General features: G+C 62.1%; 11 protein-coding genes. 3 read left to right on the forward strand and 8 right to left on the reverse strand.

All coding sequences use genetic code 11. The features are described 5' to 3' along the window. Positions 1 to 29 precede the first annotated feature (29 nt). The 8 genes from GIV26_RS03815 to glnE form a co-directional block, all read right to left on the reverse strand. A complete protein-coding gene (locus GIV26_RS03815) occupies positions 30 to 1,481 on the reverse strand; it encodes a lipopolysaccharide kinase InaA family protein (protein ID WP_236279524.1) in 1,452 nt (483 codons plus the stop codon). Next, positions 1,481 to 2,233, reverse strand: coding sequence for a lipopolysaccharide kinase InaA family protein (locus GIV26_RS03820; protein ID WP_236279525.1), 753 nt, complete (start codon positions 2,231 to 2,233; stop codon positions 1,481 to 1,483). Before GIV26_RS03820 ends, GIV26_RS03815 begins: the two co-directional genes overlap by 1 nt. After that, positions 2,230 to 2,964 carry a lipopolysaccharide kinase InaA family protein gene (locus tag GIV26_RS03825; RefSeq protein ID WP_003187993.1) on the reverse strand — a complete coding sequence of 245 codons (735 nt, stop codon included), beginning with the start codon at positions 2,962 to 2,964 and terminating at the stop codon, positions 2,230 to 2,232. The genes GIV26_RS03820 and GIV26_RS03825 overlap by 4 nt, the downstream gene beginning before the upstream one ends. Further along, positions 2,964 to 3,770, reverse strand: coding sequence for a lipopolysaccharide core heptose(I) kinase RfaP (gene rfaP / locus GIV26_RS03830; RefSeq protein WP_014716628.1), 807 nt, complete (start codon positions 3,768 to 3,770; stop codon positions 2,964 to 2,966). The genes GIV26_RS03825 and rfaP overlap by 1 nt, the downstream gene beginning before the upstream one ends. Next, a complete protein-coding gene (locus GIV26_RS03835; RefSeq protein WP_014716627.1) occupies positions 3,767 to 4,891 on the reverse strand; it encodes a glycosyltransferase family 4 protein in 1,125 nt (374 codons plus the stop codon). Before GIV26_RS03835 ends, rfaP begins: the two co-directional genes overlap by 4 nt. Further along, positions 4,891 to 5,952, reverse strand: a complete 1,062-nt coding sequence (gene waaC / locus GIV26_RS03840) for a lipopolysaccharide heptosyltransferase I (protein WP_054896238.1) — start codon at positions 5,950 to 5,952, stop codon at positions 4,891 to 4,893. Before waaC ends, GIV26_RS03835 begins: the two co-directional genes overlap by 1 nt. A gap of 1 nt (position 5,953) precedes the next feature. Then, a complete protein-coding gene (gene waaF, locus GIV26_RS03845) occupies positions 5,954 to 6,988 on the reverse strand; it encodes a lipopolysaccharide heptosyltransferase II (protein WP_236279526.1) in 1,035 nt (344 codons plus the stop codon). Positions 6,989 to 7,209: 221 nt separating this feature from the next. After that, on the reverse strand, positions 7,210 to 10,149 hold the full coding sequence (glnE, locus tag GIV26_RS03850) for a bifunctional [glutamate--ammonia ligase]-adenylyl-L-tyrosine phosphorylase/[glutamate--ammonia-ligase] adenylyltransferase (protein WP_236279527.1): 2,940 nt from the start codon (positions 10,147 to 10,149) through the stop codon (positions 7,210 to 7,212). A gap of 383 nt (positions 10,150 to 10,532) precedes the next feature. On the opposite strand from glnE, the gene aceE reads away from it, so the two are divergent. The 3 genes from aceE (at position 10,533) to GIV26_RS03865 (ending at position 17,934) form a co-directional block, all read left to right on the forward strand. Then, the gene (gene aceE, locus GIV26_RS03855; protein WP_003187985.1) at positions 10,533 to 13,178 is read left to right on the forward strand and encodes a pyruvate dehydrogenase (acetyl-transferring), homodimeric type; all 2,646 of its coding nucleotides are present in this window, start codon (positions 10,533 to 10,535) and stop codon (positions 13,176 to 13,178) included. A gap of 11 nt (positions 13,179 to 13,189) precedes the next feature. Next, entirely contained in the window at positions 13,190 to 14,824 is a 1,635-nt protein-coding gene (gene aceF / locus GIV26_RS03860; RefSeq protein WP_236279528.1) for a dihydrolipoyllysine-residue acetyltransferase, read from the forward strand. A gap of 416 nt (positions 14,825 to 15,240) precedes the next feature. Next, positions 15,241 to 17,934, forward strand: a complete 2,694-nt coding sequence (locus GIV26_RS03865) for a putative bifunctional diguanylate cyclase/phosphodiesterase (protein WP_034125612.1) — start codon at positions 15,241 to 15,243, stop codon at positions 17,932 to 17,934. Positions 17,935 to 18,004: the final 70 nt, after the last annotated feature.

The following is an 18,004-nucleotide window of genomic DNA, read 5'->3' on the forward strand; positions in this document are numbered from 1 at the left end:
GTGTGGGAGCGGGCTTGCCCGCGATAGGTTTAACTGCCGACACCCGCCTCTTTGGGCAACCGCTGATCAATCACGCGATACAACGCACTGCCTTGCGGCCAGTTACGCATAAACCTTGCACGGTCTTTGGCATAGGCCGGCGCAAAGCTGGCAGCGGAAGAGTGCTGACACATCGCATCCAGATCAATCATCGCCCAGTGCCCGTCGCTCCAGAACAGGTTATGGCCTTTGAAATCCCCATGACTGATGCGCTCGCGGATCAAGTCGGCAAACAACTGGTCCAGCGCCTGCAACTCGCTCTCGGGCGCCTCGCCGCTCTCCACATACGGCGCAAAGCGCTCGATGATGTCCGGCCCAGGCAGGTATTCGGTGACCAGGTAGGCGCGGCTGCGCAACCACAGGAATCGTTTCTCCAGCACCGCCAGCGGCTTGGGTGTGGCGAAGCCCAGGAAGGCCAGGCGGTTACCTTCGCGCCAGGAGTGCCAGGCGCGGCTCGGGCGCCAGAAGCGCTTGAGCCAATGGGCAAAACCCTTGATGTTGTAGCGCTTGATCACCAGCGGCCGGCCGGCCACGTCGACCTTGGCCACGCTCGCCGCGCCACCGGTCTTGTACAGGTGACCCTGGTCGAGCAACGCATCGGCCTGCTCAAGCACCGGCACCATGGCGGCTTCTTCTTCGCGGCGGATCGCACGCAAGCCAAAAGCGCCGCGCACCACACTGAACAGCGTGCATTCGCGGCCGGTCTTGTCCAGGTAGTCTCTCAAGCGCCAGGCGCTGACTTTACGCACCTGTTTTTCCAGGGCTTGCATTGGCAAGGCGTGTTCGCCGTTGGCCAGCAAGTAATACACCAGCAACTCCTCGGTAAAGGGCTCGAGGTTTTTCGGCAGTTGGGCGAAGAACACACCGAGGTTCTCCAGCACTCGATTGCGCGATAGCGCCTTGCCCGCCTCTTCGACACGAATGCCGGCGCCATCGATCAGATACAGCTTGCCATCCTTGCGTAGCAAGTTGTCCAGGTGCAGGTCTTCTTGCCACAGGCCCTTGGCATGCATCTGGGCGATCGCGCCCAGCGCTTCGGCGAGCACAGCGGTTTGTTCGTCCGCCAACGGCGGCAGGTTTTCGACGGCGAGCCAAGCGTCGGACAGGCTTTGGGCCCCCTCGATAAATTCAAACAGCAGCCAACCACCCTCGCCGTCCTGCAAGCCATCGGCCAGCAGCAACGGCGTGGTCAGGCCTTGCTCAGCCAACAGACGCACACCCGTGAGCTCACGCTGAAAATGCCGCGCCGCCTTGCTGCCCACCAATAGCTTGGCCAACACCGGGCGACCACGCCACACGGCGGCACCCACGTAGCGCTGCCCCGGCAACACCCGCAGCAGGCTCAACAATTGCAATTGCCCAGGGCCGGCGGCATCCGCCAGGTCGAGGGTCAGTGGCAGGCTGGGGGTACGCCCAGCCGATTTCAGCTCGGATAAACGCATCAGCGGTTCTCCTTGTGGCTGCGGCGCGCGGTCAGGCGCTGGTGCCAAGTGGACACCAGGGCACCGTCCTCGGGCTGCTCAAGGTACGCCGCCAGCAGTTGGCGCACCTGCGCATCCGACCATTGCGGCGCACGGCGCAGCAGCGGTTCCAGGTCCTTGACCCGGTCACGCCAGCCAAACAACAGCGGGCGGGTTTTCTCCAGGTCGATCAACTGTGCGACATACCCCTCACCGGCAGGCTGCAGGAAAATATGCTTGGGGTAAAAACAGCCATGCACCTGCCCGACGCTGTGCAGATGACGCGCCAGCTTGCCGCAGGCCAACAGGATCGCACTGTGCTGGGCTGCGCTCAATTGCGCCCACTGCTCCAGCAACGAATCCAGGTCATTCCAGCCATCCAGCGCACGGGTGAGCAGCATCGCCCGGCGCTCACCCTTGACCTTGCGCTCACCGAAGAACGCCGCTTGCAGGGCCGGGATGCCGAGCTTTCGATACAGGCTGATGTTGCGAAACTCGCGGGCAAAACTCGGCTCGCCAAACGGCCGGTGCAAGGTGCGTGTGAGGTAGTTGCTCTGGCGCTTGAGGTAGTAGCCCTGCCCCTCAAGCTCCAGGCGATACACACTGCTCCAACCGTCGCCGCTGGTGTTCGGCTCGTCCACCGCATCCAGCTGCTTGGCCCACAGGGCGTCGAAGGTCGCCAGGCCGTTGCGCTCAAGCAGAGCGCGGTCTTCAGCCGCCAGGAAGTCACTCATTCGCGTCCCTCGAAAAACTTCACCACATGGCGAATTCGCTGTTTGTCCGACGCGGTCAGGTGCGCGCGCTGGCGATATTGCAGGTAGAAACGCAGGCGCTGGGTGGCCGACAAGTGATACTTGGCGACTTTGTCCAGGCAGGCCAAGTCCTTGGTGATGCGGTACTTGAGCCAGAAGCCGCGCCAGAAATCACCGTTGGGGCAATCGATCAGGTACAGGGTGCGCTGGTCGTCCACCAGCAGGTTGCGCCACTTCAAGTCGTTATGGGTGAAGCGGTGATCGTGCATGGTGCGCGTGTATTCGGCGAGCTGGCGGCTGATGCCATCGACCCACCGGGGGTCTTTGAGGCGCTCATCGTGACGCTCGGCCAGCACCGACAGATCTTCGGTCTTGGGCAGTTCACGGGTGATCATGGCGCCACGGTTATAGGCCAGGCCCTTGCGGTCCAGGCCCCAGGCCACCACGTCGGCGGTGGGGATGCCCCACTTGGCGAAACGCTTGAGGTTCTGCCATTCGGATTTCACCCGCGGCCTGCCCAGGTAACGACGCAGGCCCTTGCCGGCACCTACGTAGCGTTTGACGTAATAATTGACCCCGCCACGCTCCACCCGAATCACTTCCGACAACGGGTCGCGGGTCAGCCGCTCGCCTTGCAAGGCGAACACCGCGTCCAGGCTTCCAAAGTCATCCGCCAGGGCGGCGTAGGCAGGTTCCAGATTCCAACCCGCCATCAGATCGCATCCCCATATCGTTGTTTACGCGCATACAGCTTTGCTGCCATGCGTTCCAGCGCAGACAACAGTGCGGTTTGCTCCGCCAGGATCTGGCGCAGCGGCTGCTGGAAATAGGCCTTGAGAAAACGCAGCTTGTCGCGCTGGGTCAAGCCGATCTCCAACGCGGAGTAATACAGGCCGGCCAAGTCTTTGTTGCGCCAGCGCACCGGGATCGTCGCACGCACCTGGGCACGGTGCAGGTCGATCACCGACAGCTTGAGGTTGTCGACACTGATGGGCCGGTCGGTGTGCAGCAGGAAATGGCAGAGGTAGCAGTCACGGTGGTTGACGCCGCCCCGGTGCATCGCGCCCACGGTACGCGCCAGCTCAAGGGTCAAGGCATGCTTGATGGCCGGCACGGGCGGTTGCTTGACCCAGTCCAGGGTCAGGTCTTCCAGGCTGATGATGGGGGTCAGTTCCTGGGTGATGATGAACGAGTGCTGGTCGGCCGGGTTGCTGCCTTTTTCACCGAACGCCACGGCGGTCATGGTCGGTACGCCAAGCGCCTGCAAGCGCTGGATCGCCACCCACTCCTGGCCCGCGCCCAACACCGGCAATTTGGCAGTAACCAGGTTCTTGAGGATTTCGCCCCAGCCGATCCCACGGTGGATCTTCACAAAATAAGGCTGGCCCTCGACCACCGTACGCAACGTACGGCGAGCGGCCAGCTCGCGGAACACCTGGCCTTCCAGCTTCTCGACCTCGGCGAACGCATCGCGTCCGGCCCAGAGGGTCTTGAAGGGTTCGGCTAGAATCAACTTCATCGGTTTGGCTCCGCCAGAATCAGGTCCGCAGCGTACTGCGGCATGCTAAAGAGGTCGGCCGTCTCGGCGAAGGCCAGACCATTGCGACTCCAGGTCGCACGCGCTTGTGGGTCGTCGAGCATATCGACCAGATACTGGTTGAGCTGGGTTTGCTCGAACGGCTCGTCCAACACCCGGCCGCTCTGGGCCTTGTCGATGTAGAACGCGTAGCCGCACACCTGGCTCACCAGTACCGGGAGGCCGGCGACCACCGCTTCGACCAGCACCATGCCGGCCGCCTCGTTGTACGCGGGGTGAATCAACAGGTCCGCCCCCAGCAGGAAACGCGGAATATCATTGCGGCCCTTGAAGAACTGCACCTGGTCGCCCAGGCCCAGCGCCGCGCTCTGCAATTGGAATACTTTGGGGTCGTCCTGGCCGATTACAAATAGCCGGGTACGTTTCTTCAGCCGCGAAGGCAGTGCGGCCAGCGCCTTGAGGCTGCGGTCGACGCCCTTGGTCTTGAACCCCGAACCGATTTGCACCAACAGCAAATCGTCTTCGGCCAAGCCGAATTCAGCGCGGAACTCGGCGCGGATCTCGGCGGCGTTCGGCGGGGCGCGGCGGTCGCGGGCAATACCCGGTGGCAACAGGTGAAAACGCTCGGCCTGGGTGCCGTAATACTGGGTAAACAGCTGTTGCTGATGCTCGGACAACACCATGATCTGCGTCTTGGCGTTTTTATCGAACACGGCGCGCTCGTATTCGGCAAAGTGCTTGTAGCGCCCGAACCAGCGATACATCGGGTTGCGCAGGGTCTGGGCCTTGTCCTCGAACACACCGTCGGCGGCAAAGTACAGGTCCAGCCCCGGCATCTTGTTGAAGCCCACCACGCGGTCCACTGGGCGCTTGGCCAGGTCGGCCTGGATCCAGGCGTAGAGCTTTTCGTTGCGGCGGTGGTTGACCAAGGCCTTGACCGGCGCCACCAGCACCTCAAAGCCTGGCGGGATATCGCCTTCCCAGATCAGGGTGTACACCCGAATGCTGTGGCCGCGCTGCTGGCATTCCAGGGCGATGCGCATGAAGTCGCGCTGCAGGCCACCGAAAGGAAAGTACTTGTACAGAACAAAAGCCAGTTGCATCAGTGCTGCTCCTCGGCCAGTAACAACGTGCTCAGCCGGCTTGCGACACGCTCAGGGTTCAAGCGCGTGAAGCACAGGGGCGACTCGCGGGCGATGTCGAACCGCCGCAGGTCGTCGGCAGTGGGTTGATAAGTGCACTGTTTTTGCAGGCAAGGCGCACACGGCCAGTCGCTGGCCAAGTGAATCTGGCCCTTGCCGTAGGCACCGGTGAGGCCTGGGTTGGTGGGGCCGAACAGGGAAATGGTCGGCACGTCCAATGCCGCCGCCAAGTGGCCAAGGCCGGTGTCGACGGCCACGCAGGCACGGGCGCTCGCCAAGACACGGGCAACGCCCGCCAGGTTGAGCTTGGGCAACACTTCGGCGTTGGGCAGGCCGAGGGCCAGGCGTTCGGCCCGCGCCTTTTCGGCGGCGTTGCCCCACGGCAGCTTTACATCGACGCCCAAACGGCCCATGCGTTCGGCCAGCTCGCGCCAATAGGCTTCGGGCCAGTGCTTGGTGTCCCAGGTAGTACCGTGCAGCAGCAATACGAACGGTTTTTTCGGCGGCAGGCCAAGCAGCTTTTCAACGCTCAGGCCGTAGTCGCCCAGGCGTTGGGGCAGGTCGTAGCCCAGCGCCACGGCGAACAGCTGGCGCAAGCGCTCCACCGCATGCTGCCCACGGGCCACGGCCAGGCGCCGCGAATAAAAGCGCGCAGCCAGAGGTTCACGCGCAGAATCTTTGTCGAAGCCGGCGATGGGCGCCCGCACATAGCGGGTCAGCCAGGCGCTTTTGAGCAAGCCCTGGGCATCGATCACCAGGTCATATTTGGTCGACTGCACCGCCTGCTTGAAGCGCCGCCATTCACCGCTCTTGATGGTTTGCCAGAGGTTCTTGCGCCAGCGGCGAATCGCTACCGGGATGACCTTGTCGACCGCCGGGTGCCAGGTTGGGATTTCGGCAAAGCCTTCTTCCACCACCCAGTCGAACCGAATGCCGGGAATCGCCCGGGCTGCATCAGTGAGGGCCGGCAAGGCATGGATCACGTCGCCAAGGGATGAGGTCTTGATTACCAGAACCCGCAACTCAGTGAACCTCGACCACGTCGCCCTGCAAACGCTGCAAGGCATCGGTTACCGGCTGGGGCAGCAACTGGCGCAGGCAGTTGTAGTGGCCGAAACGGCAGGTACGCTCAAAGCACGGGCTGCAATCCAGGCCCAGGCGCACCACTTCGACCTTGTCGGCCAACGGCGGAGTGAAGCCTGGGGATGTGGAGCCGTATACGGCCACCAGCGGACGGTTCAGCGCCGCCGCCACATGCATCAGGCCGGAATCGTTGGACACCACCGAGTCGGCGCACGACAACAGGTCGATGGCCTCAGCCAGGGACGTGTCGCCACTGAGGTTCACCGCTTCTTCACGCAGGCCGGGTATAAGGCGCTGGCGAATGTCTTCGCCCACCGAATGATCGTTCTTGGAACCGAACAACCACACCTGCCAGCCTTCGCGGATCTTGGTATCAGCGACTTTGGCGTAATGCTCCGACGGCCAGCGCTTGGACTCGCCAAACTCGGCGCCCGGGCACAAGGCCAATACGGGCCGATCCAGAGTGAGGCCGAACTTGGCCAGCGCCGCGTCACGGGTCACCGGGTCGATCTGCAAGCTGGGGCGCGGGTACGGCTTGGGCAGTTCAGCGCCCGGCTCGTAGGCCAAAGCCATAAAGCGTTCGATCATCAACGGGTAACGGGCTTTATCCAGGGTGCGCACGTCATTGAGCAGCACATAGCGAAACTCGCCGCGCCAGCCGGTGCGCTTGGGGATACCGGCAAAGTACGGCACCAGCGCCGACTTCAGCGAGTTAGGCAGCAGGATCGCCTGGTCGTACTGGCCCGCCATGGACTTGCCGATGCGTCGGCGGGTCGCCAACTCCAGGGCACCGTGGCCGAGCGGGAAGCTCAAGGCCTTGCGCACCTCGGGCATGCGCTCAAGGATCGGCCGGCTCCACTCAGGGGCGAGCACGTCGATCTGGCAGTCTGGATAGCGCAGGCGCAGGCACTGAAACAGTGTCTGTGCCATCACCATGTCACCGACCCAACTGGGCCCAACGATCAGAATATTCATGTAGTTTCCACAAACGATGCGGGGAGGCCTATGCCTCCCCGCCTCGATAATGACTGTAGATCGCGGTGCGCCAGGGAGCATCTTTATGTGGGAGCTGGCTTGCCTGCGATCGCATCACCTCGGTATCCCTGATAAACCGAGGCGCCTGCATCGCGGGCAAGCCCGGCTCCCACATCAATCCGCATCCCATATAAAAATTGGCGTCGCCAATCAGTCGAGTTTCAATTTAAGCCCAGCGCCTGCCAGATTCGCATCACCTGTCGCCGCTCGTCGGCGAACTGGTCCCCGGCTACCGTACCGGCCTCGTTCTGCAAAGCCTGGCGGTGCGCGGCTGAGCGGTAAGCCTTGTACACTTCACGCAGCAAATGGGCATCGGCGGCGGGCATCAGCCCGACCTGCTCCAGGCCCTCCAGAATGCGGATATTGTCGGTGTAGCGCAGCAACGATGGATGTTGCGCAGACCACGCCAAAGCCGCGTATTGCACCATAAATTCAATATCGACGATACCTCCGGCGTCCTGCTTGAGGTCGAACAGCGCCGTGGCCTCGAAGGCATTGGCGCCCCTGCCGGCCGTCGTGGCCTTGGTGCCCAGGTTGTCACGCATCTTGGCCCGCATCTCGCTGACCTCCTGGCGCAGCTTCTCCAAGTCCCGCTCACGCCCCAACACGTTAGCCCGTACCTGCTCGAACGCCTGGCCCACGTCCAGGCTGCCCACCAGTACCCGCGCGCGGATCAGGGCCTGATGTTCCCAGGTCCAGGCTTCATTTTGTTGATAGCGATCAAACGCCCCCAGGGAACTCACCAACAAGCCGGATGCGCCGGAAGGTCGCAGGCGCATGTCCACTTCATACAGCTGGCCGGAGTTGGTCTGGGTGGTCAGCAGGTGAATGATGCGCTGGCCCAGGCGTGTAAAGAATTGCGCGCCATCGATCGGCTTGGCACCGTCCGTCTCGGCCTGGGGGTCGCCGTCATGGATAAACACCAGGTCCAGGTCCGAACCATGCCCCAGTTCGATACCGCCGACTTTCCCATAACCGACAATGATGAACCCAGGATCGCACAGGGTGCCGTCCAGTCGCTGCGGCGAGCCGTGACGGGCGACCGTCTGGCGCCAGGCCAGGGCCAGCACTTGTTCAAGAATCGCTTCGGCCAGCCAGGTGAGGTAGTCGCTGACCTTCATCAACGGCAGGCTGCCGGCGATTTCGGAAGCGGCCACCCGCAGGCGGTGCGCCAGCTTGAAATGGCGCAAGGCTTCCATTTGTTGCTCAAGGTCATCTTCGGGAATGCGCGTGAGGCGCTCGCGCAACTCAGCGGCCAGTTCCGGCGCCAGCGGCGGCTTGAACAAGCGGCCTTCGTTGAGCAATTCATCCAGCAACAGCGGGAAACGGGTGATCTGCTCGGCGATCCACGGGCTGGCTGCGCACAATGTCAACAGGCGACGCAGGGCGTCGGGGTTCTCGGTCAGCAACACCAGGTAGGCCGAACGCCGGGCCACGGCTTCTACCAGCGGCAATACGCGTTCCAGCACCAGGTCCGGGTTGGCATGTTCAACGGCCTGGGCCAGCAGGCGCGGGATAAACGCATCCAGGCGCTCACGCCCCAGGCGCTGCATGGCGCGCAACTGCGGGCTGGCGCGCAGGCTGGCCAACGCCTTGAGGGCCTTGGGGGCATCGGTGAAACCACCTTCACTCAGTTGACGGCACGCCGCGTCGTCATCCTGGGATTCCTCCCACAGTGGCAACCATTCACCACCGACCACCAATTCGCTTTCTTCGCCTTCTTCCTCATCAGGGTCGGCAATCACCTGGCGAAAGTGCCAGTCCACGCGACCACGCCAGTACATCAGGCGCTCGTGGAACGCGGCCCAGTCACTGAAGCCAAGCATAAAGGCAATGCGCGCCTGGTCTTCGGGGCTGTCCGGCAGCATTTGCGTCTGGCGGTCGGCAATCGCCTGGATCGCATGCTCGGTGTAGCGCAGGAACTCGTAACCGCTGCGCAGCTCGCTGATCACCGCTGCGGGCAAATAACCCTGGCCTTCCAGCGTGCCCAGCACGTTCAACAGCGGGCGTTGCTGCAGGCTGAGGTCGCGGCCGCCATGGATCAGCTGGAATGCCTGCGCGATAAATTCCACCTCACGAATGCCGCCTGCGCCCAGCTTGATATTGTCGGCCATGCCCTTGCGCCGTACTTCCTGCTGGATCAGTTGCTTCATGGTGCGCAGCGCTTCGATGGCCGAGAAGTCCAGATAACGGCGGTAGACAAACGGGCGCAGCATGTCGAGCAGTTGCGCGCCAGCCGCCTGGTCGCCGGCCACCACCCGCGCCTTGATCATGGCGTAGCGCTCCCAGTCCCGGCCCTGGTCCTGGTAGTACTGCTCCAGCGCGTTGAAGCTCAGCACCAGGGCGCCGGCCGAACCGTAGGGGCGCAGGCGCATGTCGACGCGGAAGACAAAACCGTCGACGGTCATCGGGTCCAGGGCCTTGATCAGTTTTTGACCCAGGCGAATAAAGAACTCCTGATTATCCAGGGCGCGCTTCACGCCCACCGTCTCGCCGCCCTCGGGGTAGGCGAAGATCAGGTCGATATCCGACGACAGGTTCAGCTCCACTGCACCGAGCTTGCCCATGCCGAGGATGACCATGTGCTGCGCCTCGCCGCTGCGTGCGCCGGTCGGCGTGCCGAACTGGGCGCAGTGGCGCTGGTACAGCCATTGATAGGCCTGGTCGATGCAGGCGTCGGCCATGTCGGACAGATCGCGACAGGTTTGCACCAGGTCGGCCTGGCGTGTGAGGTCGCGCCAGATGATGCGCACCTGCTGGCGCGTGCGTTGGCGGCGCAGCACGCGGCCCAGTTCATCTTCTGTTTCGGCCTGTTGCACGGCACCGGCTATCTGGCTGCACAGCTCGCCGGGCGCAAACCCGCGGTCCAGCTCGCCCCAGGCCACCAGCTCCAGCAACATCAAAGGGTCACGAACACCCTGTTCAATGACGAAATCACTCGCGGCGCACACGCGGGCAAAGTCGGCCCACCGTTGCGGCGTCCACGCAGAAAGGCCATGATCGTCATCCAGCGCGGCCACCGCGTCACGAAATGACTGCTCGGCCCGGTTGGCGTAAGGCAACAGAATGGCCGGCAGTTCGGCCAGCGTTGGAAGGCTCATGGTCTATCCTTGATCGGCGTGTAAATGGCGTGTAGTTGTGAAGGCAAGAGCCATGCTCGGTGAAGGACTGTCGAACAAAGGTTAGAAATAGCTGAAATTAAATTAATCTTGGCAGGCAACATCAAAGTTTCACCTTTTCTTGTTCGCAATAGACCAACAATAACGATTATGCTCACCAGCAAGACCGAGCCATACGCTCAGTCTTGTGTAGTTTTACTACTCGTATATACATTCGAAAGGCTGAAATGGCCGACGATTTGTAGTAAAACTACAGGACGCCGAAGCAACCTTCGGCCATCCAAGAATTTATGTCGTCTGCCCACAAGGCCAGTCGCAAACTTCAGGCAACCGATTCTGGTAGCCTTTCCGCCCTGGAGCAAGCCATGCAAGACCTCGATCCCGTCGAAACCCAGGAATGGCTGGACGCCCTGGAATCGGTTCTCGACAAAGAAGGCGAAGACCGTGCTCACTACCTGATGACCCGTATGGGCGAACTCGCGACCCGCAGCGGCTCGCAACTGCCTTACGCCATCACTACGCCATACCGCAACACCATCCCCGTTACCCACGAAGCACGCATGCCTGGCGACCTGTTCATGGAACGCCGCATTCGCTCGCTGGTACGTTGGAACGCCATGGCGATGGTAATGCGCACGAACTTGAAAGATTCGGACCTGGGCGGTCACATCTCCAGCTTCGCTTCCAGCGCAACCCTGTATGACATCGGCTTCAACTACTTCTTCCAGGCCCCGACCGACGAACACGGCGGCGACCTGATCTACTTCCAGGGCCACACCTCGCCAGGCGTCTACGCCCGTGCGTTCATGGAAGGTCGCATCAGCGAAGAACAAATGAACAACTTCCGCCAGGAAGTCGACGGTCAGGGCCTGTCGTCCTACCCTCACCCTTGGCTGATGCCTGACTTCTGGCAGTTCCCGACCGTTTCCATGGGCCTTGGCCCGATCCAGGCGATCTACCAGGCACGCTTCATGAAGTACCTGGAAGCCCGTGGGTTCATCCCGGAAGGCAAGCAGAAAGTCTGGTGCTTCCTGGGCGACGGCGAGTGCGACGAACCGGAATCCCTGGGCGCCATCTCCCTGGCCGGCCGCGAGAAGCTCGACAACCTGATCTTCGTCATCAACTGCAACCTGCAGCGCCTCGACGGCCCGGTTCGCGGCAACGGCAAGATCATCCAGGAACTCGAAGGCGTGTTCCGCGGTGCTCAGTGGAACGTGACCAAAGTCATCTGGGGCCGTTTCTGGGACCCACTGCTGGCCAAGGACGTCGACGGTATCCTGCAACGCCGCATGGACGAAGTCATCGACGGCGAGTACCAGAACTACAAGGCCAAAGACGGCGCGTTCGTTCGCGAGCACTTCTTCAACACGCCTGAACTCAAGGCCATGGTTGCCGACCTGTCCGACGACGAGATCTGGAAGCTCAACCGTGGCGGCCACGACCCGTACAAGGTCTACGCGGCGTACCACGAAGCGGTCAACCACAAAGAACAACCCACCGTCATCCTGGCCAAGACCATCAAGGGTTATGGCACCGGTGCCGGCGAAGCGAAGAACACCGCGCACAACACCAAGAAAGTCGATGTCGACAGCCTGAAGTTGTTCCGCGACCGCTTCGACATCCCGGTCAAGGACGAAGAGCTGGAGAACCTGCCGTTCTTCAAGCCAGAGCCAAACAGCGCCGAAGCCCGCTACCTGAGCGAGCGTCGCAGCGCACTGGGCGGCTTCGTGCCACAGCGCCGCGCCAACAGCTTCAGCGTACCGACGCCAGACCTGAGCACCCTCAAGGCTATCCTTGACGGCTCGGGCGACCGTGAAATCTCCACCACCATGGCCTTCGTGCGCATCCTGGCGCAGCTGGTCAAGGACAAGGACATCGGCCCGCGCATCGTCCCGATCATTCCGGACGAAGCCCGTACCTTCGGTATGGAAGGCATGTTCCGTCAGTTGGGCATCTACTCCTCCGTCGGCCAGCTCTACGAGCCAGTCGATAAAGACCAGGTGATGTTCTACAAGGAAGACAAGAAGGGCCAGATCCTCGAAGAAGGCATCAACGAAGCAGGCGCCATGAGCTCCTTCATCGCTGCCGGTACTTCGTACTCCAGCCACAACCAGCCAATGCTGCCGTTCTACATCTTCTACTCGATGTTCGGCTTCCAGCGTATCGGCGACCTGGCCTGGGCCGCTGGCGACAGCCGCACCCGTGGCTTCCTGATCGGCGGCACCGCCGGCCGCACCACGCTGAACGGCGAAGGCCTGCAACACGAAGACGGTCACAGCCACATCCTGGCTGCCACCATCCCGAACTGCCGCACCTTTGATCCAACCTACGGCTATGAGCTGGCGGTGATCATCCAGGACGGCATGAAGAAGATGACCGAAGAGCAGCAGGACGTTTTCTACTACATCACCGTGATGAACGAGTCCTACCAGCAGCCAGCCATGCCGGCCGGTGTGGAAGAAGGCATCATCAAGGGCATGTACCTGCTCGAAGAAGACACCAAGGAAGCGGCGCACCACGTACAGCTGATGGGCTCCGGCACCATCCTGCGTGAAGTGCGTGAAGCGGCGAAGATCCTGCGCGACGAGTTCAACGTCGGTGCCGACGTGTGGAGCGTTACCAGCTTCAACGAACTGCGCCGCGACGGCCTGGCCGTGGAGCGCAGCAACCGCCTGCACCCTGGCCAGAAGCCAGCCAAGAGCTACGTCGAAGAGTGCCTGGCCGGCCGTAAGGGTCCAGTCATTGCCTCTACCGACTACATGAAACTGTTTGCTGAACAAATTCGCCAGTGGGTCCCGTCCAAGGAATTCAAAGTCCTGGGCACCGATGGTTTCGGCCGCAGTGACAGCCGCAAGAAGCTGCGTCACTTCTTCGAAGTCGACCGTCACTTCGTGGTGTTGGCAGCCCTGGAAGCCTTGGCTGACCGTGGTGAGATCGAACCCAAGGTGGTGGCTGACGCTATCGTCAAGTTCGGGATCAACCCGGAAAAACGCAACCCACTGGACTGCTGAGGAGATTTTTTGTGAGCGAACTCATTCGCGTACCTGACATCGGCAGCGGTGAAGGTGAAGTAATCGAGCTGTTTGTGAAGGTCGGCGACACCGTCGAAGCCGACCAGAGCATCCTGACCCTCGAGTCGGACAAGGCGAGCATGGAAATCCCTGCTCCCAAGGCCGGCGTGGTCAAAAGCCTGAAAGTGAAGCTGGGCGACCGTCTGAAAGAAGGCGACGAACTGCTGGAGCTGGAAATCGAAGGCGCTGCTGATGCAGCCCCTCCGGCCGCCGCTGCACCTGCACCTGCTGCTGAAAAGCCTGCCGCTGCCGAGGCTGCTCCAGCCCCGGCCGCTGCACCTGCCGCCGCGACCGTCCAGGACATTCACGTCCCGGACATCGGTTCGTCGGGCAAGGCCAAGATCATCGAGCTGCTGGTCAAGGTCGGCGACACCGTTGAAGCCGACCAGTCGCTGATCACCCTGGAGTCCGACAAGGCTTCCATGGAAATCCCATCGCCGGCTGCCGGCGTAGTGGAAAGCATCGCGGTCAAGCTGGAAGACGAAGTCGGCACCGGTGACTTCATCCTCAAGCTCAAAGTACAAGGTGCTGCGCCAGCCGCCGCACCAGCACCGGCTGCTGCTCCGGCTGCCAAGGCTGAAGCGGCACCTGCCGCTGCTGCCCCTGCTCCGGCCGCAAAAGCCGAAGCTGCACCAGCCCCCGGGGCTGCTGCGCCTGCGCCAAGCGGTGCCAAGGTTCACGCCGGCCCAGCCGTGCGTCAGCTGGCCCGTGAATTTGGCGTCGAGCTGAGCGCTGTTGCAGCCAGCGGCCCTCACGGCCGTGTGCTGAAGGAAGACGTGCAGGTTTACGTCAAAGCCATGATGCAAAAAGCCAAGGAAGCTCCGGCTGCCGGCGGCGCTACCGGTGGTTCGGGCATTCCGCCGATCCGTACCGTGGATTTCAGCCGCTTCGGCGAAATCGAAGAAGTGCCGATGACCCGCCTGATGCAAATCGGCGCGGCAGGCCTGCATGCCAGCTGGTTGAACATCCCGCACGTGACCCAATTCGACCAGGCCGATATCACCGACCTGGAAGCGTTCCGCGTTGCGCAGAAAGCCGTGGCCGAGAAGGCCGGCGTGAAGCTGACCGTGCTGCCACTGCTGCTCAAGGCCTGTGCACACCTGCTCAAGGAACTGCCGGACTTCAACAGCTCGCTGGCGCCAAGCGGCAAGGCGATCATTCGCAAGAAGTACGTGCACATCGGCTTTGCGGTCGACACCCCGGATGGCCTGCTGGTACCGGTCATCAAGAACGTCGATCAGAAGAGCCTCCTGCAACTCGCTGGCGAAGCGGCTGCGCTGGCTGCCAAGGCCCGCGACAAGAAGCTCACCCCGGACGACATGCAGGGCGCCTGCTTCACCATCTCCAGCCTCGGCCACATTGGCGGCACTGGCTTCACGCCAATCGTCAACGCACCCGAAGTGGCGATCCTGGGTGTGTCCAAGGCCACCATCCAGCCTGTGTGGGACGGTAAAGCGTTCCAACCCAAGCTGATGCTGCCACTGTCGCTGTCCTACGATCACCGTGTGATCAACGGTGCTGCGGCTGCGCGCTTCACCCAGCGCCTGAGCCAGCTGCTGAACGACATCCGCACCATCCTGCTGTAAGTCGCGGGGCCTTCCTGTTACCTGGAAGGCCCTTGCCACACCGATTTCCGAGCGCCACGCTCGTACCTCAACCCCGCCACTTGGCGGGGCTTTTTTTGCCTGCCTTTCGTAGGAGCGAGCTTGCTGTGACGAGGGAGCTTGCTCCCGCTGGAGTGCGAAGCGCTCCCAAGATTTTGGGGCCGCTGCGCAGCCCAGCGCAAGCAAGCTTGCTCGCCACACGCAAGCACCCTACCTGCGTCAACGCACCATCGATCACCCCAATTACAGAAATCCCTCGCGCGGCCGATAACAGGCTTATAGCACTTAGCCTTCATCCTCTCTTGTCACTGCGTCCTGCATGATGCAACCTTGCCGCAGTCGACAGTCAAGAGGGCGTGAGCCCAGCGCAGTGCGCATTTTCCCAAGCGAGCTTCCCCATGAAAAGCCAACCCGATGTCGCCCGTATGGCGGCCGAGGTAGTGACGCAATTACCGGTGCCTTCGCGCCTCGGTATGCTGCGTTTCGAGCGGCTTAATGAGGCAAGCTGGGCCCTGCTCTACCTCGATCCCAATTGCGAACGCCAGTTTGGCCTGCCGGCGGTTGAACTCTGCGCCTTGATCGGCACGCCCTACGCCAGCCTGATGGAACCCCAGGCGCGCTACCAGTTGCACGATGCGATCCAGCAGCAACTGGCCCACAGCCCCCATTATCTGGTGCGCTACAACCTGCACACCCATGACGGCCCGCTGAGCGTGCTGGAGATGGGCGAGGCCTACAAACAACATAACCGCCACCTGGTGCGCGGCTACCTGATGGTGGTCGAGGGGCTGTTCAGCGAGACCAGCGCACCCGCCCCGACGGTCGACCTGGAAAACCAGAACAGCCGCCTGCAAATCGCCCTGGAGCTCAACCAGCGAGCGCAGCAGGAGCAGTTGCAACATCTGGAGCGAGTGCGCGCCCAGCAAGAACTGATCCTGCTGCTGGCGCGCCAACGCTACACAACGCCAAATTCCCTGCAAGAAGCCGCTGAACTGATCACGCGCAGCGCCTGCGACATTTACCAGATCGACTGCGCCAGCATCTGGAACCTCGAAGGCCATCATCTGGTACCGATCTCTGCCTATCACCGCGCCGATCAACAACACCATCTGCCTGAAGCCATTGATGCCAGCGGCTTCCCGGATTATCTGGAGGCCCTGCACTCCAGCCGCGCCATCGACGCCACCCACGCCCTGCGCGACCCACGCACCCGGGAAATGGCCGAAAGCCTGCGCGCCAAGGACATCCACGCGATGCTCGACGCCAGCATCCGTGTCGACGGCCAGGTCGTCGGCGTGCTGTGCCTGGAGCAAGGTGGCAGCCCGCGCGCCTGGCAGTCCGATGAGATCGCATTCGCCGGCGAGCTGGCAGACCAGTTCGCCCAGGTCATCAACAACCACAACCGCCGCACTGCCACCAGCGCCCTGCACTTGTTCCAGCGCGCCGTGGAGCAAAGCGCCAACGCGTTTTTGCTGGTCAATTGCGACGGCGTGGTGGAGTACGTCAACCCCAGCTTCACCGCGATTACCCAATACAGCGCCGAAGAAGTCCACGGCCATCGCCTGGCCCAACTGCCAGCTCTGGAGAACCTCAGCGAATTGCTGTTCGACGCGCCTTCGGCCTTGGCCAAAAGCAACAGCTGGCAAGGCGAGTTCAAGAGCCGCCGCAAGAACCTGGAACCGTACTGGGGCCAGCTGTCGATTTCCAAGGTGTATGGCGACAACCGCGAGCTGACCCACTACATCGGCATCTACGAAGACATCACCCAGACCAAGCTGGCGCAGCAGCGCATCGAACGCCTGGCCTACACCGACAACCTGACCAACCTGGGCAATCGCCCCGCGTTCATTCGCAACCTCGACGAGCGCTTTGCCCGCGACAGCGACAGCCCGATCAGCCTGCTATTGGTGGACATCGACAACTTCAAGCGCATCAACGACAGCCTCGGCCACCAGACCGGCGACAAGTTGCTGATCAGCCTGGCGCGCCGCCTGCGCAACAGCTTGAGCAGCGGCGGCAGCCTGGCGCGTTTTGCCAGCAACGAATTCGCGGTGCTGTTGGACGACGCCGACCTTGAGACCGGCCAGCAGGTGGCCAGCCAGTTGCTGACCACCCTCGACAAGCCGATGTTCGTCGACAACCAATTGATCAGCGTCACCGGCTCCGTGGGCCTGGCCTGTGCGCCGCTGCATGGTCGCGACCCACAGACCTTGATGCGCAACGCCGGCCTGGCCCTGCACAAGGCCAAGGCCAACGGTAAACACCAGGTGCAGGTGTTCACCGAAGCCCTGAATGCCGAGGCCAGCTACAAGCTGTTCGTGGAAAACAATCTGCGCCGTGCCCTGACCCAGAACGAGCTGGACGTGTTCTACCAGCCCAAGCTATGCCTGCGCAGCGGTCGCCTGCTGGGCATGGAAGCACTGTTGCGCTGGAACCACCCGGAAAAAGGCATGATCCGCCCCGACCAGTTCATCAGCGTGGCTGAAGAAACCGGGCTGATCATCCCCATCGGTAAATGGATCGCGCGCCAGGCCTGCCGCATGAGCCGCCAATTGACGGCCGCAGGCCTGGGCAACTTGCAGGTGGCCATCAACCTGTCGCCCAAGCAATTCTCCGACCCGGACCTGGTGGCCTCGATTGCCACCATCCTCAAGGAGGAACAGCTGCCGGCCAACCTGCTGGAGCTGGAGCTGACCGAAGGCTTGCTGCTGGAAGCCACCGAAGATACGCGCCTGCAACTGGACCAGCTCAAGAGCTTTGGCCTGACCCTGGCGATGGACGACTTCGGTACCGGTTACTCGTCGCTGAGCTACTTGAAAAAATTCCCCATCGACATCATTAAGATTGATCGCAGCTTTATCCATGAAATCCCGGACAACCAGGACGACATGGAAATCACCTCGGCGGTGATCGCCATGGCCCACAACCTCAAACTCAAGGTCGTGGCCGAAGGCATCGAAACCGCTGAGCAGTTGGCGTTCCTGCGCCGGCACCGTTGCGACGTGGGCCAGGGCTACCTGTTCGACCGCCCGATCCCGGGTGCCGAGCTGATGCAGAGGCTTAAACGCTACCCACGCGGGCCAATCGCCTGACAGCGCTGTAACACTCGGGCACACTGGCTGTCTGACAATTTACTGTTACTTAACCTGACGAGAGGACTGA

The sequence above is a fragment of the Pseudomonas sp. PA-1-3F genome, from assembly GCF_021609665.1.
Lineage (GTDB): Bacteria > Pseudomonadota > Gammaproteobacteria > Pseudomonadales > Pseudomonadaceae > Aquipseudomonas > Aquipseudomonas paracarnis.